Below are 22,106 nucleotides of genomic sequence, written 5' to 3'. Positions count from 1 at the left end.
GGACGGACGCGCCGCGCGCGTCGCCGTCAGCCTCGGCCCGGACGGCGCGGTGCTGGCCGACGCGGCGGGCGTCCACCATGCCGGCTCGCCGCCGGCCGCCATCGTCAGCACGGTCGGCGCGGGCGACAGCTTCCTCGCCGGCCTGCTCTTCGCCCTGCGCCGCGATATGCCGGCCGCCGAGGCGCTGGCCTTCGCCGTCGCCGCCGGCACCGCCGCGTGCCTGCGCGAGGGCACGCAGCTCGCGGCGCGCGACGACGTCGGGCGCCTGGCGCGCCTCGTCCCGACGCTGGACTTCAGCCCGGCACAACGGTGACGCTGGCCGTCTTCAGCTCCGCCGGATCGGCGCTGAACCCGGCCAGGATCTCGATGCGGCCGGGCTCGGGCCGCGCGCCGGGCTCGGCGCCGAGCGGCAGCAAATCGGCCGGCGTCAGGGCGAAGGACAAGGTCGCGGACGCTCCCGGCGCCAGCTCCGCCGCCGCCACGCCGCGAAGCTCCAGCACCGGCCGCGCCACACGCGCCACCGGATCGTGGACGAACAGCAGCACCGCCGTCCGCCCGGCGTTCGGACCGGTGTTGCGGACGCGCACCGTCACCACCACGCCGTCCTGCGGGCCGATGGCGGGGCGCGCCGGCGTCACCTCGTCGATGGCGAAGCTGGTATAGGCGAGCCCGTGTCCGAAGGCGAAGAGCGGGCGCACCGGCGCGTCGATGTAGCGGCTGGTGAAGCGGTCCGTCGCGCTCGCCGGCCGGCCGACCGGCAGCTCGGCGTAATGGATCGGGATCTGCCCCACGGCGGCCGGCCACGACACCGGCAGGCGGCCCGACGGGCTCGCTTCGCCGGCCAGCACGCGGGCGATGGCCGTGCCGGCCTCGCTGCCCAGGAACCAGGTGACGAGCATGGCGTCGACGCGGGCGTAAAGCTCGGTCGCGACGAGCGGCCTGCCAGAGCACAGCACCAGCACCGTCGGGCGGCCGAGCGCCAGCACCTGCATCGCGAGGTCGACCTGCGCGGCGGGGACGACCGGCGTCGCCCGGCTCGCCCCCTCCCCGCTCATGTCGCGCACCTCCCCCAGGCACAGCACCACGGTTTCGGCGGCGCCTGCCAGTTCGAGCGCCGCGTCGAGCGCGGGCTCGTCGGAGGATTCCAGCCGGCTGCCGGGCGCGTAGTCGACGCGACGCGTCGGGAAGGTCGCCCGCAGGGCCGAGACGAGGTCGACCGCGTCGCGCATGTCGCCCAGCGCCGACCACGGGCCCAGCATGTCCTCGCGCGAGGAGGCCAGCGGGCCGATGACGGCGATGGGCCCGCCTTCCATGGCGAGCGGCAGCGCGCCTTTGGCGTTGCGGGTCATCACGATGGATCGCGTCGCCGCCTCCAGCGCCAGCGCGCGCGGCGGCGAGGCGGTATCGACCACGGGAACAGCCTCGTCGTCGAATAGGCCGAGCCGTTCCTTGAGGCGAAGCACCCGCCGCACGGCGTCGTCGACCGTGGCCGTCGTCACCAGCCCGCGCCCGATCGCCTCCTCCAGGCCGTCGACATAGGCGTTGGCCACCATGTCGATGTCCACGCCGGCGTTCAGCGCCAGCGCCGCCGCCTCGGGGATATCGGAGGCGACGCCGTGCGCCACCAGCTCGGCGACGGCGTTGTAGTCGCTGACGAGGACGCCGTCGAAATTCCACGTCTCGCGCAGCAGCCCGGTGAGCAGGGCGCGGCTTCCCGTCATCGGCTCGCCCGAGAGGTCGATGAAGGCCGGCATGATCGCCGCCACGCCTTCCTCCACCGCCGCGCGGAAGGGTGGCAGGTACACCGAGCGCAGCGCGCGCTCGGAGATGTCGACCGTGTTGTAGTCGCGCCCGCCGGTGACGGCGCCGTAGGCGACGAAGTGCTTGGCCGTGGCGCCCAGCCTGTCGGGTCCGCCGGGAGACGCCGGGTCCGCGCCTTGGAAGCCGCGCACCTTGGCGCGGGCGAAGAGCGAAGCGAGCCAAGGGTCCTCCCCCGGCCCCTCGGCGATGCGGCCCCAGCGCGGGTCGCGGCACACGTCCAGCATCGGCGCGAAGGTGAGCGCGATGCCGTCGCGCCGCGCCTCGCGGGCGGCGGCGGCGGCCGTCGCCTCCCAGAGCCCGGGGTCGAAGGCGCACATCTCGCCGAGCGGAACCGGGAAGATGGTCCGATGCCCGTGAACGACGTCGAGCGAGAACAGGCAGGGCACCCCGAGCCGGCTTTCGCGCCGCGCGATGCGCTGCAGAGCGTCGATTCGCTCGCGCCCGACGACGTTGAGGATCGACCCCAATCCCGCCCGCAGCTCCGCCTCCAGGTCCGGCTGGCGCGGCGCGCCGGGGGGAAGCGGGCTCAGCATCGTCAGCTGCGCCAGCTTCTCCCGCAGCGTCATCGCGGCGACCAGCTGTTCGACGCGCGTGCCTGATGCGTTCATGGCTGCCTCGGCCTATAGTCCGCCGGTGGGAGGGCGGTTTTCGGTTTCCACCTGTGTTTTGATTATTGCAAAAAATCCGGATTACAAACGGGCGAGGATTCCTGTCGAAATGACGTCATCCAGCGCTTCCCGCATCGCCGCTGACGGCAGCCCATCGCCCGCGGAAGGAACGTTGCGGACGGAATTCCGCAGGCACTGGGCGTCCATCGGCTCGCGGGACGCCGTGCGCACGCTGGTCGGCATGGCGGTCGGCGCGACGTTCGTCATCTGCCTCAACATCGTGCTCCAGGTCAGGCTCAACACGTGGCAGGGGGCGTTCTTCGACGCCATCGGCCAGCGCGACATTCCGAGCTTCGTGCGCGAGCTCTTCGTCTTCGCCGCCATCGTCACCGGCCTGCTGGTGTTCGTCGTCGCGCAGACCTGGCTGCAGGAACGCATGAAAGTGGTGCTGCGCGAGATGGTGACGCGCAGCCTGCTGGACTCGTGGCTTGCGCCGCTGCGCGTCTACCAGCTCACCCTGTCGACCCAGGTCGGCGAGCATCCGGACCAGCGGATTCACGAGGACGCCCGTCACCTCACCGAGCTGACGGTCGACCTCGGCGTCGGGCTGGTGCAGGCGAGCCTGCTGCTCGTCACCTTCGTCGGCGTGCTGTGGACGCTGTCGAGCGGCATGTCGATTCCCTGGCGCGACGGAACCATCGAGATCCCAGGCTACCTGGTGTGGTGGGCGCTGGCCTATGCCATCGTCGGCTCGGCGTTCACGCGCGTCTTCGGCGCGCCGCTGATCGCGGTGAACGCCGAGCGCTACGCCCGCGAGGCCGAGCTGCGCTTCCAGCTCGTGCGCATCGGCGAGAACGCCACCCGCGTCTCGCTCTATGGCGGCGAGGAGGACGAGCGGCGCGTCGCCTTCCGCGCGCTCGACAGCGTCATCGTCATCAGCCGCAAGCTCGCCGACCGGCTGGCCCGCCTCACCTGGATCACCTCCGCCTATGGCTGGGGCACGCTGGTGGTGCCCGTCATTGCGGTCGCCCCGCCCTATTTCGCGGGCGCGCTGTCGCTCGGCGGCCTGATGATGGCCGTCGGCGCGTTCAACCAGGTCCAGCAGTCCCTGAGGTGGTACGTCGACAACTTCCCCCGCATCGCCGACTGGCGGGCCACGCTGCGGCGCGTGGACGCCATCCGCGCGGCGCTGACGACGCTCGACGCGCCCGACCCGGAGACGGAGAACATCGTCCGCACCGAGGACGCCGTCGACGAGGTGACGATCGAGGCGCTCACCATCGAGGTCGGCAACGGGGAGGCCGTGGTGGAGAGCGCGCCGGTGCGCATCGGCCGCGGCGAGCACGTGCTGATCGTCGGCGACCCCGGCGCGGGCAAGAGCACGCTGTTCCTCACCCTGGCGGGCCTGTGGCGGCGCGGCGTCGGCCGCATCCGCATGCCGGCGCGGGACCGCTCGATCTTCATGCCGCAGCGGCCCTACATGCCGCCCGGCACGCTGCGCGGCGTGATCCTCTATCCGGGCCCGCCCAACCGCTTCGCGCACGCCGATATCTGCAACGCGATGGAACGGGTCGGCATCGGCCATCTCATCGGCGACCTCGACCGCCAGAACCGCTGGGATCGCGACCTGCCCCTCGACGAGCAGCAATTGGTCGCGCTGGTGCGCGTGCTGCTGTGGGCGCCGGACTGGGTGTTCATGGACGACGCCATGAGCTCCCTCGACGAGACGCGGCGGGCCGCGTGCCTCGCTTTGCTCGCCCGCACCCTCCCCCGCACCGCCGTTGTGGCGACCAGCCGTTCGCCGGCGCGCGACGGGTTCTGGAGCCGCGTCGTCCACCTGCACCGCACCCAGCCGCTGCCGCACCACGTCTGCGAGCCCGGCAGCCACGCCGGCCCGGCGCTGCTGGAGGCGGCCGGACTGAGAGCCCCGTCATGAGCCTGCCCGACGCCGACGATTCCGACGACGCCCTGCTCGACGCCGTCCAGCGGCAGACCTTGCGCTATTTCTGGGAGTTCGCGCACAAGCCCTCCGGACTGGCGCTCGACCGCTCGACGCCCGACCCCGGCTACGGGCCCGACGCGGTGGCGGTCGGCGGCTCGGGTTTCGGCCTGATGGCAATCGTCGCGGGCGTGGAGCGGGGCTGGATTCCCCGCGCCGAGGCGGTGGAGCGGCTGCGCCGGGTTCTCGCCTTCCTGGAGCGCGCCGACAGCTTCCACGGCGTGCTGCCGCACTTCCTCGACGGGCGCACCGGGCGCGCCATCCGCTTTACCCGCAAGGACGACGCGGCCGACCTCGTCGAGACCGCCTTCCTGATGATGGGGCTGCTGTGCTGCCGCCAGTACTTCCTCGGGCACGACGCCGGCGAGATCGAGATCCGGCAAAAGGCCGACCGGCTGTGGCGCGAGGTCGAGTGGTCGTGGCACACGCGCGACGGCGAGGACCTGCTCTATTGGCACTGGAGCCCCAATAACGGCTGGGCGATGAACTTCCCCATCAGGGGCTGGAACGAGTGCCTGATCGCCTATGTGCTGGCAGCGTCGTCGCCCACCTATCCGATCCCGCCGACGGTCTACCACCACGGCTGGGCCGGCGGACCGCACTTTCGCAACGGACGGGAGTTCTACGGCATCCGCCTGCCGCTCGGGCCGGACTTCGGCAGCTCGTTGTGCTTCTCGCAATACTCGTTCATGGGGCTGGACCCGCGCGGGCTGGTCGACCGCTACGCCGACTACTGGGAGCAGAACGTCGCGCACACGCGCATCAACTACGAGCATTGCGTGCGCAACCCCAACGCCTATGAGGGCTACGGGCCGGACTGCTGGGGACTCACCGCCAGCGACGACGACTACGGCTACAACCAGCACGCGCCGGACGTCGACCTCGGCGTCATCTCGCCCACCGCGGCGCTCTCGGCCATGCCCTACGCGCCGGACCGGTCGATGGCGGCTTTGCGCACCTTCCTCGGGCGGCTGAAGCGCCGGCTGTGGACGCAGCGCGGCCTGCGCGACGCCTTCAGCGAGGCGCGCGGCTGGTACGCGCCGTCCACGCTGGCCATCGACCAGGGGCCGATCGTCGTCATGATCGAGAACCACCGGTCCGGGCTTCTGTGGGACCTGTTCATGAGCTGCGACGAGGTGCGGGCCGGGCTGGCGCGGCTGGGCTTCGCCTCGCCGCGCCTCGGCGCGCGGTCCGTCGCCAATGGGCGCGCGCAGGGACGCGCGCATGGCTGAGCCGGGCCAAGGCGACGGCCCGTGGTGGCGCAAGGCCGTCATCTACGAAATCTACGTCCGCTCCTTCCAGGACGGGAACGGCGACGGCGTCGGCGACCTGGCGGGCGTGCTGTCGCGCGTCGACTACCTCGCCGCGCTCGGCGTCGACGCCGTCTGGCTGACGCCGTTCTACCCCTCGCCGATGGCCGATTTCGGCTACGACGTGAGCGACTATCGCGACGTCGACCCGCTGTTCGGGACGCTGGCCGACTTCGACCGCCTCGTGGCGGCGCTGGGGGCGCGCGGCATCCGCGTCATCGTCGACTTCGTGCCCAACCACACCTCGGACCGGCACCCCTGGTTCGTCGAGTCGCGCGCCTCTCGCGACAGCCCCCGCCGCGACTGGTATGTCTGGCGCGACCCGGCCCCCGACGGCGGCCCGCCCAACAACTGGCGCGCCCAGCCGGACGGTCCGGCCTGGACCTTCGACGCGGCGACGGGACAGTACTATCTGCACTCCTTCCTCGACCGGCAGCCGGACCTCAACTGGCGCAACCCGGCCGTGCGCGCCGCCATGTTCGACGCGCTGCGCTTCTGGCTCGACCGCGGCGTCGCCGGGGTGCGGGTCGACGTGCTCGACCGACTGCTCAAGGACGAACGCTTCCGCGACGACCCGCCCAATCCGGACTGGCGCGAGGGCGACCCCGACTTCATGCGCCTGCGCACCGTGCATAGCGCCGACCAGCCGGAAATCCTCGACCTCGTCGCCGACATGCGCGCCGTGCTGGCCGAGTATCCCGGCGAGCGCGTGCTGATCGGCGAGATTTACCAGCCGGTCGAGACGCTGGTGCGCTTCTACGGGCGCGCGCTCGAGGCGGTGCACCTGCCGTTCAACTTCAACCTGATGTGGCTGGTGTGGATCCCCGAGGGCGTGCGGCTGCTGGCCGAGCGCTACGAGGCCGGCCTGCCGCCCGGCGCGTGGCCGAGCTGGGTGCTCGGCAACCACGACCAGTCGCGCGTCGCCAGCCGCTTCGGCGAGCGGCAGGCGCGCGTCGCCATGCTGGCGCTGCTGACGCTGCGCGGCACGCCGACGATCTACCAGGGCGACGAGCTGGGCCTCGCCGACACGCCCATCCCGCCCGGGCGCGAGCGCGACCCGTTCGCCCGCGCCGGCCCGGCGCAGGGCCGCGACAAGGTGCGCACGCCGATGCCGTGGGACGGCTCGCGACACGCCGGCTTCTCCGCCGCCGAGCCGTGGCTGCCGGTCGGCGAGGCGAACGCGGCGCGCCACGCGCTGGGGCAGGAGGCGGGCCCGGCCTCCTTCCTCTCCTTCACCCGCGCCGCGCTGGCGCTGCGCCGGCGCGAGAAGGCGCTGGCGCTCGGCGACTGGCGCGGCATCTCGGCGCGGGACGGCGTGCTGGTCTACGAGCGACGCCTGGGCGGCGACGTGCTGCTGGTGGCGCTCAACATGCGCGGGACGCCGGGCCGCGTGCGGCTCGACGGCCCGGCCGACATGCTGCTCTCCACCGAAGGGCCCGCCGCGCTGCGCGCCGCGCCGGCGGACTTCGAGCTGCGCCCCGACGAGGGCGTGGTGCTGCGCCCGCGCGCCGCCGGACCGGGCTGAGCCCGGCGGCGCGGCGGCTCAGTGCTTCGGCGCGCCGCGCACCTCGCGGATCGCCGTGTCGAGGTTGGTCCACGGCCCCTTCTGCGTGAAATAGCCGCGCATGAAGGCCAGCACGTTCGCCATGTCCTGGTCCGACATCCAGCCGAAGCTCGGCATGGTGTAGTCGCGCGACGCCTTGGGCGGGCGCAGGCCGGTCTGGATGATGTGGATGGCGTTGCGCGGGTCCGGGCCGTTGAGCGTGGTGGCCAGCGCCAGCGGCACCGCCTTCTCGCCCTTGCGGTGGCAGTTGACGCAGGACTGCATGAAGAGCTGGCGGCCCGCCTGCAGCGAGGCGTCGACGTTGGGCGGCGGCGCGCCCGGCGTGTTCGTCAGCTGCAGCTCCTCCGCCCGCTTGACGATGTCGTCGGGCTTGACGTCCTGCCTGCCCTGCACCGAGGCGATGTACTTGGCGATCGCCGCCAGATCCTCGTCCGACTGGTCGGCGAGGCGGTCGACGACCGGCGTCATCGGCCCGGCGGCGATGCCGTGGTGCTTCTCGCGCCCGTCGACGAAATAGTCGACCAGCGTGCTTTCCGTCCACGGCACCGGGGCGGGCGAGGACGCGTTGAGCGCCGTGCCCGACCAGCCCTCGATATCGCCGCCGCCGAACGGCCGCGCGGCGTCGACGCCGCCGAGCGCGTTGCGCGGCGAGTGGCACGAGCCGCAATGGCCCAGCCCCTCGACGAGGTACGCGCCGCGGTTCCACGCCGCGTCCTTGGCCGGATCGGGCTGGAAGCGCCCCTCCTTGAAGAACAGCAGGTTCCAGCCGGCGACCAGCAGGCGGATGTTGAACGGGAATTTCAGTCCGTTCTCCGGCGCGACGTATTTCACCGGCTTCTGCGTCATCAGCCAGGCGTAGAGCGCCTTGATGTCGTCGTCGGTGACGCGGGTGAAGTGGTCGTAGGGGAACGCCGGGTAGAGGTAGTGGCCCTCGCGGTCGACGCCCTGGTGCATGGCGCGGCTGAACGCCTCCTCGGACCAGTTGCCGATGCCCGTTTCCGGGTCCGGCGTGATGTTGGTGGAGTGGATGACGCCGAACGGCGTCGGCAGCGCCAGGCCGCCCGCCAGGTTCGGCCCGCCGGCGCGCGTGTGGCAGACGCCGCAATAGCCCATCGAGGCGAGCAGCTCGCCCTTCTCGACGAGCTTGGCGTCGAAGGAGGCCGGCGCGGGCGGCGCCGCGAGCGGGGCGATGGCGCCGTGGCGCATGGCGTAGGCGAAGGCCCCCCCGACCGCGACGACCACGACGGCGATGACGACAAGAAGCGCTCTGAGCATGAAGTATCCCGGTTGTTCTTCGGTCCGGAGAGTTTTGGTTTGGTATTCCTCCACCCGACGCAGATCATCCGCCGGGCGGCGCAGTATGAAGGCCGATCATCCGGGACGGCAATACGCCCGGCGGGCGGAACAGTCCCGCGTCACCGGCGCACCGCCGGCGTTTCGATTGGCAGCCCGCGGCCGCGCCAGGCGACATAGAGCTCCAGGCTGAGATATTCCCGCGAGCCGGCCGGATAGGGCTCGGCGCGCAGCGACGTGTTGCACCATTCGAACATCCTGTGTCGCGATCCCATCGCCCGCCACAGCAGGCGGTAGATGGGGAAGCCGTTGATCTGGCCCTGGCTGATCGTGTCGCCGCGAAGCTTGCGCCCGGCGAGGTCGTCGTGGCACTGCGCGCAGGACAGGTTGAGCTGGCCCCGGCGCGCGAAATAGAAGGCGCGCCCTTCCTCGAAGAACGGCCGCGCCGGGCCGTCCACCGCCACCTGCATCGGCATGCCCAGCGATTCGCGGCCGAGATAGGCGGTCATGGCCAGCATGTCGGCCGCCTCGTAGCCCAGCGCCGGCGCACCCATCAGCTCGGTCCGCATCAGGTTGACGCGGGTGGTGAGGTCGACGAGCCCGCCCCGCTTCTCGTCGTAGACCGGATAGCGCGCCGCGACGCCGCGCATCGAGCCCTCCTCGTGGCAGGAGGCGCACGACTTGCCCGCCGAGCCCTCCGGCGTGCTCCACAGGGTCCGCCCGCGCTCCACGGCGAACATGCCGGGATTGATGAACTCGTCGTCCTGAAGCGCCTGCGTCTCGGGGCTGTTGTAGAGCCAGCCCGAGCGGCGGCCCTCGACCTCGTGGCTCGCCTCCGCCGCCACCGCCACGGCGGCGGCGAGCCCCGTCAGCAGCGCCGGCACGGCGAGCAGCCGCGCCAGGGCGGCGCGGGGCGGCGCGTCGGGCCTGCGGCTCGTGCGTCTCATGGCTGGCGCAGCGTCCCGAGATAGGCGACGACGTCCTCCACTTCCTGCGCCGAGTAGATGGTCTGCCCGCGCCAGCGCGCCAGCACGCGGTTCAGGCCTTCGGTGCGAAAATAGGGCGGCATCACGGTATTCGGGTTGATCGTGGTGGCGTCGACGACGCGGGCGCGCAGCTCGCCGGCGGAAAAGCGCGCCCCGACGCCGGCGAGGTTCGGCCCGATATTGCCGGGGTTGGGCTCCTCCGGGATGGGCAGGGCGTGGCAGATCAGGCACGTGGCCTTGGTCAGGTCGCGCACGACGTCGCGCCCGCGCGCCGGGTCGCCCGGCTGCGCGGTGAGCGGCGCCAGCTCCGCCGCGCCCGCGCCGCCGCCGGCGGCAAGCGCCGCCAGCGCCAGACCCGCGACCGCAGCGCGCCCCCGCCTCAACCGAACGTTTCCGCCGTGATGCTGGCGTACCAGCCGCGCGCGTAGTCCGCCTCGCGCGCCCGGAACTCCGGTGGCGCGCCGAGCGGGCTCACGCCCCCCGCGCCTTCCACCGCCGTGATCGACCCGTTGGGCGCGACGCGGAACACGTCGGAGACGGTGATGCCGTAGTCCGGCGCGACGAGGCTGTAGCAGGTGTTGATGAAGGAGGCGACGGGCGGCTCGCGCCCGGCCATCAGCGCGGCGATGGCGTGCGCGCACATCTTCGCCTGGCTGGTCGCGGAGAACGCCGACTTCGGCATCGCGCCGGCGATGATCGAGTCGCCGAGCACGTGGACGCCCGGGACGATGGCCGACTCAAAGGTCGACTGGTTGACGCGCACCCAGTCCTCGCCCTTGGCGAGGCCGAGCTGATCGACAATGCGGCTGGCGCGCTGCGGCGGGATGACGTTGGCTACGTCCGCCTTCACGTCCGAGAAGTCGGTGTGGAACGTCTTGGTGGACGGGTCGACCCGCGTCAGGTTGCCGGCCTGGGCGAACGGCACCCATTCGAGCAGGCCGGGATAGAGCTTCTTCCAGGCCTCGACGAACAGGCCCTGCTTGGAGAAATTGTCCTTGGCGTCGAGCACGATCACCTTGGAGCGCGGCTTCTTCGCCTTGAGGTAATGGGCGATCAGGCTGGCGCGCTCGTAGGGTCCCGGCGGACAGCGATACGGGTTCTGCGGGGCCGAGATGACGACCACGCCGCCGTCGTCCATTGCCTCGATCTGGCGGCGCAGCAGCAGCGTCTGCGGGCCGGCCTTCCAGGCGTGCGGCATGATCTCCGCCGCCTTCTCGTCATAACCCTCGATGGCTCCCCATTTCAGGTCGACGCCGGGCGAGAGCACCAGCCGGTCGTAGGGGAGTTCCTGTCCGCCGGAGAGCTTCACGACCCGCCGCGACGGGTCGAAGCCGGCGGCGCGGTCGACCGCGACCGTGACGCCCAGCGACTTCAGTGGCGCGAGGCCGCGCGTGATCGCGTCGATGCCGTTCAACCCCGCGATGACGGTGTTGCTGAACGGGCAGGTGACGATGGTCTCGTCGGGCTCGACCAGCGTGACGGAGAGGTTCGGGGCGAGCGCGCGCAGGTGGCGCGCGCAGGTCGCGCCGCCGAAGCCGCCGCCGACCACCACGACCTTGCCCGTCGCCTGCGCCAGCGCGCGAGTGGGCAGCACGCCCGCAAGCGTGACCGCCGCGGCGCCGCCCAGCACGGCGCGGCGGCTGGGGGCCGCGGAGCCCTCGAAAAGCGTCCCGATGCCATTCCAGTTCATTGCCCAGTTCATGGCCGGCCTCCCCCGAGATAGGTCGCGATGGCGTCGATCTCGCTGTCGGTGAAGCCCTTGGCGATCCGGTTCATGATGGTCGCGGGAGCCTGGCCGCTCTTGAATCCCAACAGAGAGGTTTTCACCTTCTCCGTACCCAGTCCGTCGATGGAGGGAATCGCGCCGGGACTGCGGCCCTTGGGTCCGTGGCAGGCGGTGCAGGATTCGGTGAGGACGTCGGGCGTCGCCTCGGCGGCGGCGGCCGGCAAGGCCGTGGTGGCGAAACAACAGGCCGCCAGCCAAAGCCGGAGCCCTCGATTGCCGACGCTCATCTAAAACGCCTCCCTGTCGCGACCCTGCCCCGCCGCGCGGCGACAGCCGGATCAACCCCCAATGGTTGGGGCCGCGCATCGCCCACCCTTGCCGGGCGCTGGGGTCGATCCGCGACGCGCCAAACCTAAGTTCGCCGTCGCGCCGTTGTCCAGCGCCGCGCGACGCGAATCGTCAGCCGCACCCGGTCACAGACCCTCAGGACAGAGCAGATGCGCAAGTTTTGCATACGATCCCGTAATGTACGCTTCCCGCCATGGCGGAATTCTGCGTTTCGCGGCCAAAGTCAGCGTTCACCTTGAATTGAGCGCGGCAAACGTCATGTTGCAATGCACAACGGGTCAGTCTTCGGGCTGCGCACTACGGCCCCTGCGACGCGCGGGACAGCGCTTTGTCTATTGCTTGTCTTGCCCGGCTCACATACCGTCCATGATGGAATAAGCCCGGTCGAGACACCGGAGCGAAAGCTTGGCGAAGCGGCCCGACGGGGCCTCGGGTCACGGGCTTCGAGACAACAGGGAGGAACGACATGGCGTTCGAACTCAAGATCAATGGCAAACAGGTCAGTGTGGATGCCGATCCGCAAACCCCGCTGCTATGGGTTCTGCGCGACCACCTGCAGATGACCGGCACCAAGTATGGGTGCGGCATCAACCAGTGCGGCGCGTGCACCGTCACCATCGACGGCCAGGCCGCGCGCTCGTGCAACATCCCCGCCGCCCAGGCGGTCGGCCGCACCATCGTCACCATCGAGGGCCTGTCGCCGGACCGCACGCACGCCGTGCAGAAGGCCTGGGCCGAACTGGACGTGCCGCAGTGCGGCTACTGCCAGGCCGGCCAGATGATGGCCGCCGTGGGCCTGCTCGCCCGCAACCCCAACCCCACCGACGCCGACATCGACCAGGCGATGAACAATCTGTGCCGCTGCGGCACCTATGTCCGCATTCGCGCCGCCGTGAAGCGCGCGGCCGAGCTGGTCTGAGGAGGCGACAATGACAAAGCACGAGACCGATTTCCGCAACGGCGTCGCCACCCCCGAGGTCAGCCGCCGCGCCTTCATCATCACCGCCGCGGCCGCCGGCGGCGGCATGGTGCTCGGCATTTCCTCGGCGACCGAGGCCCAGGCCACCAACACGACCGGCTATCCCGGCGTGCAGACCAAGGCGCCGGAGTTCACCAACCACATCTCCATCACGCCGGACAACAAGGTCATCGTCCGCGCCACCAAGATGGAAATCGGCAACGGCGTGCTGACCAGCATCGCCATGATCGCCACCGAGGAGCTGGGCTGCGACTGGTCGACCGTCAGCGCCGAATACGTGCTGCCAAGCCGTAACCTCGCCGAGAACAACGTCTACTCCAAGACCGGCGTGCTGGCCTATTTCGCGGGCCGCTCCACCGGCAAGGAGATGATGGACCAGATGCTGCAGGCCGGGGCCAGCGCGCGCGAGCGTCTGAAGGCCGCCGCCGCGCAGAAGTGGAACGTCCCGGCCGGCGAGATCAAGGCCGAGAAGAGCATGCTGATCCACGAGGCCAGCGGCAAGAAGGCGACCTACGGCGAGATGGCGGAAGCCGCGGCGGCCGTGAAGCTCGACAAGGAGCCCGCGCCCAAGCCGCACAGCCAGTGGACCTTCCTGACCAAGACCTCGCAGAAGCGCCTGAACCTGCCGCTCATCCTCGACGGCAGCGCCAAGTACGGCATCGACATCCAGGTGCCGGGGATGGTGTACGCCACGGTGCGCCACGTTCCGTCCCATGGCGGGCGGCTGAAGAGCTACAACTTCGAGGCGATCAAGGCGATGCCGGGCGTGCGCGCCGTCGTGGTGATCGACCCGGACGAGAAGCGCGCCGGCCTGCCCGGCAACGCCGTCGCGCCGATGGGCTTCTCGGCCACCACCAACGGCCCGCAGGCCGCCGTCGCCGTCATCGCCGACCACTACTGGCAGGCCAAGGTGGCGCTCGACCTGCTGCCGATCGAATGGGACCCCGGCGAGGGCAAGCAGTGGACCAACACGGCGAAGGTCTACGAGACCATCGCCGCCGCCGCCAAGGACGCCGGCAAGGGCAACATCATCCGGCAGATCGGCGACGTCGACGCCGCGCTGAAGGACGGCAAGAAGGTCGAGGCGGAGTTCATGACTCCCTATAACGACCACTTCCTGATGGAGCCGCTGAACGGCACCGCGCTGGTGACCGCCGACAAGGTGGAGGTGTGGGTTCCCACCCAGCACCCGCAGCAGGCGATGTACGTCACCGCCGACGAGACCGGCGTGCCGCCGGAGAAGGTCACCGTCTATCCGACCTATGTCGGCATGGGCTGCGGCCGGCGCATCTACGGCGACGACGTGCGCACCGTCGTGGCCATCGCCAAGAAGGTGCAGGGCACGCCCGTCAAGGTGATCTGGACCCGCGAGGAGATGACGCGCCAGGGCCGCTACCGCGACCTCGCCGCCGCCAGCTTCACCGCGACGCTCGGCCCCGACGGCATGCCGAAGGCGGTCGACATCAACCAGGCGGCGACGCGCTCCAGCGGCCGCAACCTGAGCGACACGCCCTACGCCACCAACATCCCGAACTTCCGGGTGCGGACGAAGGTGTTCAACACCAACCTGATGACCGGGCCGTTCCGCGGGCCGATGTACACCAGCAACCTGTTCTTCCTCGAAACCTTCATCAACCAGCTCGCCGAGACGGCCAAGATCGACGCGGTGGAGTATCGCCGCAAGCTGCTGGCCAACTATCCCGACCCGGGCTGGGTGAAGGTGCTGGACGAGGTGGCGCAGAAGGCGAACTGGGGCCAGAGCCTGCCCAAGGGGACGGCCCAGGGCGTCGCCATCGGCAACTGGGCGATGGCCAACACCAAGGAAGGCGCGCCGGTGCCGAACACCGGCTCCACCGTCGCGGCGATCGTCATGGTCGAGGTGTCGCGGCGCGGGCAGGTCTCCATCCCGCGCGTCGACATCGCCATGGACCTCGGCACGGTGATGAACCAGGAAGGCGTCCGCGCCCAGATGGAAGGCGGCGTCATCATGGGCCTCAGCGCCGGCCTGCTGGAGGAGATCAACATCAACAACGGCGCGGTGGTGGAGGGCAACCTCGACACCTACCGCGTGTTGCGCCAGAACGACCCGCTGCTGCCGCAGGAGATCCACGTCCACTTCGGCGGCAACACCAACCATGAGCGCCTGTCGGAAGCCGGCGAACCCCCGATGGGACCGCCCCCGGCCGCCTTCGCCCACGCCTATTTCAAGGCGACGGGCAAGTGGCTGACCCGCCAGCCGCTCACCAAGTACATGGCCTGAGCCCTCGGGCCTTCGACGGGGCGGCCGGAGCGATCCGGCTGCCCCTTTTCCTTCCGGCGGGGCGAGACACGGAGTCAGCGTTTTGCGAAATGGCGGTCCCTCGCGCCGTGAGCTTCTTGCCTGGGCCGGCGGCGGCCTCGCCTGCGGCCTCATCCTTCCCCGCCCCGCCCTCGCCCGGCCGCGCGACGCCGAATACGCGCTGCGGCAGTTCATCGGCGAGGCGACCATCACGCCCGGGCGGCTGACGCTCGACCTGCCCGAGCATTCCGATACCGGCACCGCCGTGCCGATGACCGTCGGCGTCCTCGACGCCAAGGGCCCGAACGACATCCCGCGCGAGCTGCACGTCGTCGCCGACGGCAATCCGCGCCCCAACATCCTCTCGGTGTGGTTCGAGCGCGATTGCGGCCGGCCCGAAGTGTCGACCCGCATCCGCCTGGAGAGCGCGCAATCGGTGATCGCCGTTGCGGTGATGCCGGACGGGCATTTCTGGCGGGCCGAGCGCGAGGTGACGGTCAATTTCGGGGCCTGCGCCGAGGTGGGCACGGGCACCGACCAGGAGGTCCGCGAGTTCAAGCCGGTGCCGCGCGTCAGCGTGCCGAAGACGGCCAAACGCGGCGAGGTGATCTCCATCCGCGCGCTGATCTCCCACCCGATGGAGACCGGCTTGCGGCTCAACGCCTTCAACACCTGGGTGCCCCGGCGCATCGTCGAGCAGTTCGCGTGCCGGTTCCAGGGCCGCGACGTGTTCCGCGCCAAGCCCTACCCGGCGATCTCCACCAATCCCTATTTCTCGTTCTTCACCACCGCCGAGGCGAGCGGCGTCTACGAGTTCAGCTGGCTCGACACCGACGGCACGGTCTTCACCGCCAGCGCGCCGATCGAGGTGAGCTGAGCGCAGGGGAGGCAGGCATGCGAGGGAGGATCTTCGGCGCGCTCGCCGCGCTGCTTCTGACGGGCGCCGCCGCCGGCGCGTCGCCGCTGCCGGGCCCGCTCGTCTCCACCGAATGGCTGGAGGCGCACCGGGGCGAGGTGCTCGTCATCGAGCTGCAGGGCGGCCCCGCCAACGCCCCGCCCGGCCCGACCGTGGCCGGCGCGTCGCGGGTCGACATGGCGAAGCTGCGCGGGCAGGGGAGCGAACGCGGCGTGACGCTCGCCAGCATGCCCGCCCCGCCGGAGGCTTTCGCCGCCGCCATGCGCGCCGCCGGGCTGCGCAACGGCCAGAGCGTCGTGCTGACCACGCGCGCGCGCACGCCGGAGGACACGAGCCAGGCGACCTACGCCTACTGGGAGCTGAAATATTACGGCCACGACGACGTCGCCCTGCTCGACGGCGGCACCGCCAGGTGGCTCGCCGAGCGGCGCATGGCGGAGAGCGAGCCCGCCGCGCCGGCCCCCGGCGACTTCGAGGTCAAGCGCACGCGGCCGGAACTCCTCGCCGGCACGCAGGACGTGGAACACACGCTCGATGCGCGCTCGGGCGACGTGGTCGACGGCCGGCCGTTCAGCTTCTTCGTCGGCCTCGACCGGCGCGAGATCGTGACCAAGGCCGGCCACATCCCCGGCGCGACGCTCTTCGCCTACGACGCCAACTTCCGGCCCGACGGCACCTTCCGTCCGAAGGAGGAGCTGGCGAAGGCCGCCACGGCCGTCGGGCTTTCGGCCGGGCGGCCGGTCACCGCCTATTGCAACACCGGGCAATTGTCCTCCGTGTCGTGGTTCGTACTGAGCGAACTGCTTGGCTATCCGTCCGTGAAGCTCTATGCCGGCTCGATGAACGCGTGGACGCGGCTCGGCCTGCCGGTCGAAACGAAGCTGCGCTGAGCGCGCGGCCCCCAACGAAGGAGACAGACATGCGCATCCCACAGCTTGCCGCCTTCGCCGCCGTGCTGGCGCTGTCCGCGGGCCACGCGCTGGCGCAGGACACCGCCACGACCCGCCCCGCGCAGGAGACGGCCGCTCCCGCAAAGCCGCAGGAGGCGGCTCCCGCCCAGACGCCGGCCGCCGCCCAGCCCGCCGACCTCATCATGGAAGACCCCAACAACTGCTTCGAGGAAGGCCCGGCCAAGACGTCTTAAGCCGGATGTCCTTCGCCAAGGCGTCGTAAGCCAAGGCGTCGTCGGCCGACGCCTCGCCGGCAGGCGCTTCGCCGCCGGCCCCGGTCGACGGAAAAGGGGGGCGGAGACCTTGGGTCCCGCCCCTTTCTCATGGCCCCGGCCCCCGGCCGACGGAAAAGGGGCGGAGACCCGTGGGTCCCCGCCCCTTTCTCATGTCTTGGCTCCGTCCCGATCCGTCACGCCCATTTCAGGTCGTGCTTGAGAATGGGCGTCGAGCGGATGCGCTTGCCGGTGGCGAAGAAGATGGCGTTGGCCACCGCCGGCGGCGTCGGCGGACCCGCCGTCTCGCCGAAACCGCCCCACCAATTGTCCTGCGACATCGCGAACACGCTCTCGACAGTCGGCATGTCGGGCATGCGCATGATCTTGTAGCTGTCGAAATTGGTGTTCTGGACCCGTCCGTCGCGGACGTCGAGGCCGCCATAGAGCGCGTGGCTGAGCTCCCACGCCACGCAGCCCTTCACCTGCTCGGTCGCGGCGCGCGGGTTGATGACGTAGCCCGTGTTGGAGACGATCAGGATCTTCTCGATCGACAGCGCGCCGCGCCGCGACACCTCCACCGTGGCGCACGCGCCGACCGTCGCCCCGTGCGACTCGATCACCGCGATACCCATGCCCGTGCCCTTGGGCAGCTTGGTGGTGAAGCCGGAGACCTCCTTGAGCTTGAGCAGTACGCGCTGCCAGCGCTCGTTGCCCTCCGTCATCTTCAGCCGCCATTCGAGCGGATCCCACCCGCCGGCCAGCGCAAGCTCGTCGGCGAATTGCTCGATGGTGAAACCGTTATTGTTGTTGCCGGGCGCGCGGTTGGGGCCGACCGGGATGTTGGTCGGCACCACGTGCCGCTCGTAGCGGTAATGCGGGATGGTGTAGGGCATGTTGGCCAGGCCGCGGTCGGCGTAGGCGGGCTGCATGCTCTCGGCCACGGCGCGGCTGATCATCGCCTTGGGCAGGCCGTCGTCGCCCAGCACGGCCTCGAAGCGCGCCCAGATGGGCGGCCGCGAGCGGGCCTGCGCCGTGTCCTCCTCGCGCGACCAGATCACCTTGACCGGCCGGCCGACCTGCTTCGACAGCTCGACCGCCTGCCTTGTGATGTCGACGGCGTTGCCGTTGCCGAACGCGCCGCCCTGGAACGTGCCGTGGACGAACACGTCCTTGGGGTTGCGGCCGGCCTGCTCGGCCGCCAGCAGCAGCGTCGCCTGCACGTTCTGGGTGAAGCTCCACACGTCGATGCGGTCGGGCTTGACGTCGGCGACCGCCGCGGGCGGGCTCATCGGCACGTGCGTCTCGTAAGGCCGCGAGTAGTCGCCCGTCACGGTCTTGCCGCCGGCCGCCAGGATCGGCCGCGGATCGCCGCGGACCTCCTCGGCGTGCTTGCCTTCCTGCCCCATCAGGGCGCGGGCGGCCGAGTCCATCTTGGCGTAGCTGTTCTGCGCGCCGGGCCCGAAGTCCCATTCGATCGGCAGCAGGTCGAGCGCCACCTTGGCGCGGTAGAAGCTGTCGGCGACCACCGCCACCGCGCTGCGCATGTCGGTGTTGGCGAGCTTGTCCTTGGTCTGCTTCAGCTCGATGACGGCGATGACGCCCGGGCGGTCCTTGATCGCGGCGGCGTCGAAGCTCTTCACCTTGCCGCCCGGAACCGGGCAGGCGCGCACGGCGGCGTAGGCCATGCCGGGCACGCGCACGTCGATCGGGTACACGGCGCTGCCGTTGACCTTCACGGCCACGTCCATGCGCGGCACGTCCTTGCCCAGCAGCCACCAGTCCCCGTACTTCTTGATCTTCGGCTCCTCGGCGAGCTTGATCGCCGCCGCGTCGCTGGCGAACTCGCCATACGAACCGCTCTTCCCGCCGGCCGAAAGCATGCCCTGCTCGGCCTTCACGTCCGCGCGGCTGACGCCCCAGCGCTTGGCGGCCGCCTCGCGCAGCCTCTCGCGGGCCGACGCGCCGGCCTGCATGATGTGCGGATGGCGGTTGCGCACCAGGTTCGAGCCGCCGGTCGACATGTCCTGGTATTCGTTGCCGCGCGTGACGTTGCGGTTGGCGTCGGCGAACACCGCGCGCACGTTGCGCCACGGCACGTTCAGCTCTTCCGCCACGAGCTGGGCGACGGAGGTCATGCCGCCCTGCCCCATCTCGGTGTGGGGAATGCGGATCGTCACCACGCCCTGCGGGTCGATGGTGAGCCACGCGTTGATCTCGACGCCGCCGACGGGCGGCTTCCAGCCCTCGCCCTGCACGGGCGCCAGGGCGGCCTCGGCCTCGGTGGGAATGTTGAAGCCGAGCAGAAGGCCGCCGCCGGCCACCACCGCCGTGGTCAGGAAGAACCGGCGCGAAAGAGTCGTTGTCATGTCCGTCCCTCCCTCACGCGCCCATCTTCGCGGCGGCGTGGATCGCCTCGCGGATCTGAATATACGTGCCGCACCGGCACAGATTGCCGGCCATGGCCTCGTCGATCTGGCTGTCGGTGGGGCTGGGCGTGCGGGCCAGCAGCGCCGCCGCGGCCATGATCTGGCCCGACTGGCAATAGCCGCACTGGGGTACGGTGAGGTCGATCCACGCCTTCTGGACGGGATGGCTGCTGTCCGGCGACAGGCCTTCGATGGTCGTGATCTTGCGGCCGACGGCGGCGGCCGCGTTGACGTTGCACGCCTTGGCAGGCTGGCCGTCGATATGCACCGTGCAAGCCCCGCACTGGGCGATGCCGCAGCCATATTTGGTGCCGGTGAGGCCGATCGTGTCGCGCAGCACCCAAAGGAGCGGGGTTTCGGGCTCGACATCCACCTCGTGCGTCGCACCGTTCACCGTCAGTGACAGCTTCATGCGGGTTCCTCCCTGATGGCCCCGGCCTGCATCCTCCATGGGGCAAGGCTTCGGAACGGGAAGCGCGAGCTCCCCGACGGAGAGGATACGCGCGCCAGCGCCGCTGCCAAGCGGCTTTGTGAGGCGCGCCGCCCCGGGGGGATCAATCCACCGCGATGGGGGCGCTGGCGAGGTAGGTCTCGTCCGTGGTGTCGTACCAGTCGAAGCCGAAGACGCCGCTGCGCTGCGCGCGGGCGTAGAAGAGGAAATACGGGTTTGTCGAGACGGCGGGGTGGAGACGGACGCGGAACACCTCCTCGCCTTCGAAAGTACAGGCGAAGCGCGAGATGATGCGCTGGCGCACCCACTCCTCGGTGGCGTCGAGGCGCAGCCCGGTCTCCATCGGATGCGAGATCAGCGCCCGGATGGGGATGATCTCCCCGCGCTGCGCGCGCGGCGGCACGCTCACCCGCGTCTGCGGGCGGAACGCGGCGACCTCGTCATTGCCGCCGGAGCCGATCTGCGCGCACGCGCCGAAGCTCACGGACAGCTCCCTGTCGACGCGGCGATGCCGGCCGTCGCTCATTTCGGCGATGGCGGTGACGCGCTGCGACCGCTCGAGCCGGATGCGCGTCGAGAACTCGGCACGCCCGCTTCGGGGCGTGAACCAGGCCGAGAGCACGTGCGGAGTCGGGTTGCCGTGGGCGAGGACGTGAACGACGCGCGGGTACTCCGCCTCCGTCATGGCGGCGGCGACGCGCACCGTCATCGGCACCGAGCCGCCCGTCTCGGCGTGCTGGGGCAGGTCCAGCGTCAGGCCGTCGCGGTCGTAGGTCACGTCGCCGAAGAAGGCGCGGATGGCGTCCTCGGCGTCGCGCCACAGCGGATCGAAGCCGCGAAGGTCGGTCACCTGCGCGCCGGCGCGCCGGGACACGAGCGCCGCCGCGCTCCACGAAGCGGCGGCGAGCACGCCGCGCCGCGTCCAGGCGGAGCCGTTCGCCATGTGTCCTCCCTGCGGGCGGCCTCGCGGCGGCGTTGACGCCCGCACGACCGATCCGGGGAAGAGTAGTGAGGGGGCCCCGCGCCTTCAAGCCGCGGACGACGACGCACCGGCGAAGCGGCGGCCCTCGCGGGGCCGCCCGTCGATCAGTTCTTGGCGACGAGCACGGAGGGGGCGCGGCGGACGCCGTGGATCCAGACGCCGCTGACGCCGACCGAATAGAACGGCTGGAAGCCCTCCACGGAGGCCTGCTCGCGCACGTCGTCCCGGTTGTTGTCGAGGATGTAGACGCCGCCGGAGAGGCTGACGGCCAGCAGAGCGTGGCCGATGCCGCGCACCAGATCCTTGACCACCAGCAGGCGCATGTCCGTGGGCGGCACGCCGAGCGCCTTCAGCATGCCCATCTTGGCGATGGCGTAGTCCTCGCAGTCGCCCGCCCCCGCCAAAGCGGTCTCCTCCGGCGTCGCCCAGTAGTCGTCGACGCCGCGCAGCGCGCGGTCGCTCTGGTAGCGGATCGCCCGGTTCGCGGCGCGATTGACGCGCTGCAGCAGACCGAGGTCCGGCTGGGCCGGCGCGGCGACGGCGTCGAAGGCCCGGCGCAGCGCCGTCGCGCAGCCGGGCGCGGCCGTGGCGCAGTCGCGCGTGAAGAAAGTCTCCAGCCCGGCGGCCTCGATCGTCTTCCAGCGCGGCGACACGGCCAGGCTCGCGACCGGGACGCCGACCGTGCCGAGAATGTCGCGAGGAACCGCGTCGCCCAGGGTCCGCGCCGGGCCGGGATTGACGACCGAGGCGGTGACGATGGCGTCGGCGCGGGCCGGAAGCGCCGTCCCCGGCTCGTCGGTGGACGCGATCTCGCCCGTGGCGGGCGCTGCTTCCGGAATCAACGTCGCGCCGGCGATGATTGAAAGCGGCGCAACCGGCGCCACAACCGCAACTTGCGCCCACGCGGCCGAGGCCTGCGCGATCAGGGCGACGAGCGCCAGGCCGGCGAGCCGGCCCGCCTTCCGCCCCGCGATTCCGCCGCGCGAATTGTTGCCAAGTTGCCGCCCGGTGTCGCTCGCCGGGGGGCGCAATACGCCGGTTGAATCGGCCTTCTGCTCAACTGCAACAGTTTCAAATATGACTGCCACGATCGCCGCCCGATGACTTTGTTGGGCTGATTAGTGGCATCCAGTTCTTGCTTTCGGCGAAACAAGACTGGTCAATTATTTCACCTGAAAATCCGAACAATTTTACACAAACAGAATCGAATCGACGGATTCGCCTCGGAAAACGGGCAGTCGGGCGCGGCCGATG

At 70.8% G+C, this 22,106-nt stretch carries 19 protein-coding genes; 9 read left to right on the top strand and 10 right to left on the bottom strand.

Annotated elements, in window-relative coordinates; translation table 11 throughout:
* A partial coding sequence (locus tag NK718_RS20810; protein WP_254746323.1) for a PfkB family carbohydrate kinase occupies nt 1-313 on the top strand: 313 nt, incomplete at its 5' end.
* Here the strand turns inward: NK718_RS20810 and NK718_RS20805 are convergent.
* On the bottom strand, nt 294-2,429 hold the full coding sequence (locus NK718_RS20805) for a glycoside hydrolase family 3 N-terminal domain-containing protein (protein WP_254746321.1): 2,136 nt from the start codon (nt 2,427-2,429) through the stop codon (nt 294-296). The two genes, NK718_RS20810 and NK718_RS20805, sit on opposite strands and share 20 nt — an antisense overlap.
* A gap of 172 nt (nt 2,430-2,601) precedes the next feature.
* Between NK718_RS20805 and NK718_RS20800 the strand changes: the two genes are divergently transcribed.
* From NK718_RS20800 to NK718_RS20790, 3 genes are read left to right on the top strand one after another with little or no spacing between them, the layout of a single operon-like run.
* Nucleotides 2,602-4,365, top strand: coding sequence for an ABC transporter ATP-binding protein/permease (locus tag NK718_RS20800; protein WP_254746319.1), 1,764 nt, complete (start codon nt 2,602-2,604; stop codon nt 4,363-4,365).
* Nucleotides 4,362-5,660: a glucoamylase family protein gene (locus NK718_RS20795; RefSeq protein WP_254746317.1), complete on the top strand. Its 1,299-nt coding sequence runs from the start codon at nt 4,362-4,364 to the stop codon at nt 5,658-5,660. The genes NK718_RS20800 and NK718_RS20795 overlap by 4 nt, the downstream gene beginning before the upstream one ends.
* Nucleotides 5,653-7,263 carry an alpha-amylase family glycosyl hydrolase gene (locus NK718_RS20790; protein ID WP_254746315.1) on the top strand — a complete coding sequence of 537 codons (1,611 nt, stop codon included), beginning with the start codon at nt 5,653-5,655 and terminating at the stop codon, nt 7,261-7,263. Before NK718_RS20795 ends, NK718_RS20790 begins: the two co-directional genes overlap by 8 nt.
* Nucleotides 7,264-7,281: 18 nt before the next feature.
* Here the strand turns inward: NK718_RS20790 and NK718_RS20785 are convergent, their stop codons facing one another.
* From NK718_RS20785 to NK718_RS20765, 5 genes are all read right to left on the bottom strand, one after another.
* Nucleotides 7,282-8,577 (bottom strand): c-type cytochrome, encoded by a 1,296-nt coding sequence (locus tag NK718_RS20785; protein ID WP_254746313.1) that lies wholly within the window; start codon nt 8,575-8,577, stop codon nt 7,282-7,284.
* Between the two features lie 140 nt (nt 8,578-8,717).
* Nucleotides 8,718-9,542 (bottom strand): sulfur oxidation c-type cytochrome SoxA, encoded by an 825-nt coding sequence (soxA, locus tag NK718_RS20780; protein WP_254746311.1) that lies wholly within the window; start codon nt 9,540-9,542, stop codon nt 8,718-8,720.
* Nucleotides 9,539-9,964: a sulfur oxidation c-type cytochrome SoxX gene (gene soxX, locus NK718_RS20775; RefSeq protein WP_254746309.1), complete on the bottom strand. Its 426-nt coding sequence runs from the start codon at nt 9,962-9,964 to the stop codon at nt 9,539-9,541. Before soxX ends, soxA begins: the two co-directional genes overlap by 4 nt.
* Nucleotides 9,961-11,283, bottom strand: a complete 1,323-nt coding sequence (locus tag NK718_RS20770; protein ID WP_254746307.1) for an NAD(P)/FAD-dependent oxidoreductase — start codon at nt 11,281-11,283, stop codon at nt 9,961-9,963. Before NK718_RS20770 ends, soxX begins: the two co-directional genes overlap by 4 nt.
* A complete protein-coding gene (locus NK718_RS20765) occupies nt 11,280-11,594 on the bottom strand; it encodes a c-type cytochrome (RefSeq protein WP_254746305.1) in 315 nt (104 codons plus the stop codon). Before NK718_RS20765 ends, NK718_RS20770 begins: the two co-directional genes overlap by 4 nt.
* A gap of 527 nt (nt 11,595-12,121) precedes the next feature.
* Here NK718_RS20765 and NK718_RS20760 point away from each other — a divergent pair.
* From NK718_RS20760 to NK718_RS20740, 5 genes are all read left to right on the top strand, one after another.
* Nucleotides 12,122-12,574 carry a (2Fe-2S)-binding protein gene (locus NK718_RS20760; RefSeq protein ID WP_254746303.1) on the top strand — a complete coding sequence of 151 codons (453 nt, stop codon included), beginning with the start codon at nt 12,122-12,124 and terminating at the stop codon, nt 12,572-12,574.
* A gap of 10 nt (nt 12,575-12,584) precedes the next feature.
* A complete protein-coding gene (locus NK718_RS20755) occupies nt 12,585-14,894 on the top strand; it encodes a xanthine dehydrogenase family protein molybdopterin-binding subunit (RefSeq protein WP_254746301.1) in 2,310 nt (769 codons plus the stop codon).
* Nucleotides 14,895-14,976: 82 nt separating this feature from the next.
* Nucleotides 14,977-15,789 carry a thiosulfate oxidation carrier protein SoxY gene (locus NK718_RS20750; protein WP_254746299.1) on the top strand — a complete coding sequence of 271 codons (813 nt, stop codon included), beginning with the start codon at nt 14,977-14,979 and terminating at the stop codon, nt 15,787-15,789.
* Between the two features lie 17 nt (nt 15,790-15,806).
* Nucleotides 15,807-16,718 carry a rhodanese-like domain-containing protein gene (locus NK718_RS20745; protein WP_254746297.1) on the top strand — a complete coding sequence of 304 codons (912 nt, stop codon included), beginning with the start codon at nt 15,807-15,809 and terminating at the stop codon, nt 16,716-16,718.
* A gap of 29 nt (nt 16,719-16,747) precedes the next feature.
* On the top strand, nt 16,748-16,972 hold the full coding sequence (locus NK718_RS20740; protein ID WP_254746295.1) for a hypothetical protein: 225 nt from the start codon (nt 16,748-16,750) through the stop codon (nt 16,970-16,972).
* Nucleotides 16,973-17,187: 215 nt separating this feature from the next.
* On the opposite strand, the gene NK718_RS20735 is transcribed toward NK718_RS20740, so the two are convergent.
* From NK718_RS20735 to NK718_RS20720, 4 genes are all read right to left on the bottom strand, one after another.
* Nucleotides 17,188-19,359 carry a xanthine dehydrogenase family protein molybdopterin-binding subunit gene (locus NK718_RS20735; protein WP_254746293.1) on the bottom strand — a complete coding sequence of 724 codons (2,172 nt, stop codon included), beginning with the start codon at nt 19,357-19,359 and terminating at the stop codon, nt 17,188-17,190.
* Nucleotides 19,360-19,372: 13 nt separating this feature from the next.
* Nucleotides 19,373-19,831: a (2Fe-2S)-binding protein gene (locus tag NK718_RS20730; protein ID WP_254746291.1), complete on the bottom strand. Its 459-nt coding sequence runs from the start codon at nt 19,829-19,831 to the stop codon at nt 19,373-19,375.
* A gap of 142 nt (nt 19,832-19,973) precedes the next feature.
* A complete protein-coding gene (locus NK718_RS20725) occupies nt 19,974-20,813 on the bottom strand; it encodes a thiosulfate oxidation carrier protein SoxY (RefSeq protein WP_254746289.1) in 840 nt (279 codons plus the stop codon).
* A gap of 143 nt (nt 20,814-20,956) precedes the next feature.
* Nucleotides 20,957-21,694: a transglutaminase-like cysteine peptidase gene (locus NK718_RS20720; protein ID WP_254746287.1), complete on the bottom strand. Its 738-nt coding sequence runs from the start codon at nt 21,692-21,694 to the stop codon at nt 20,957-20,959.
* Between the last annotated feature and the right edge of the window lie 412 nt (nt 21,695-22,106).

The organism is Alsobacter ponti, from assembly GCF_024294805.1.
Classification (GTDB): Bacteria; Pseudomonadota; Alphaproteobacteria; order Rhizobiales; family Beijerinckiaceae; genus Alsobacter; species Alsobacter ponti.
The sequence above is the reverse complement of the archived record's forward strand: the minus strand, read 5'-3'. Positions and strand labels throughout refer to the sequence as shown.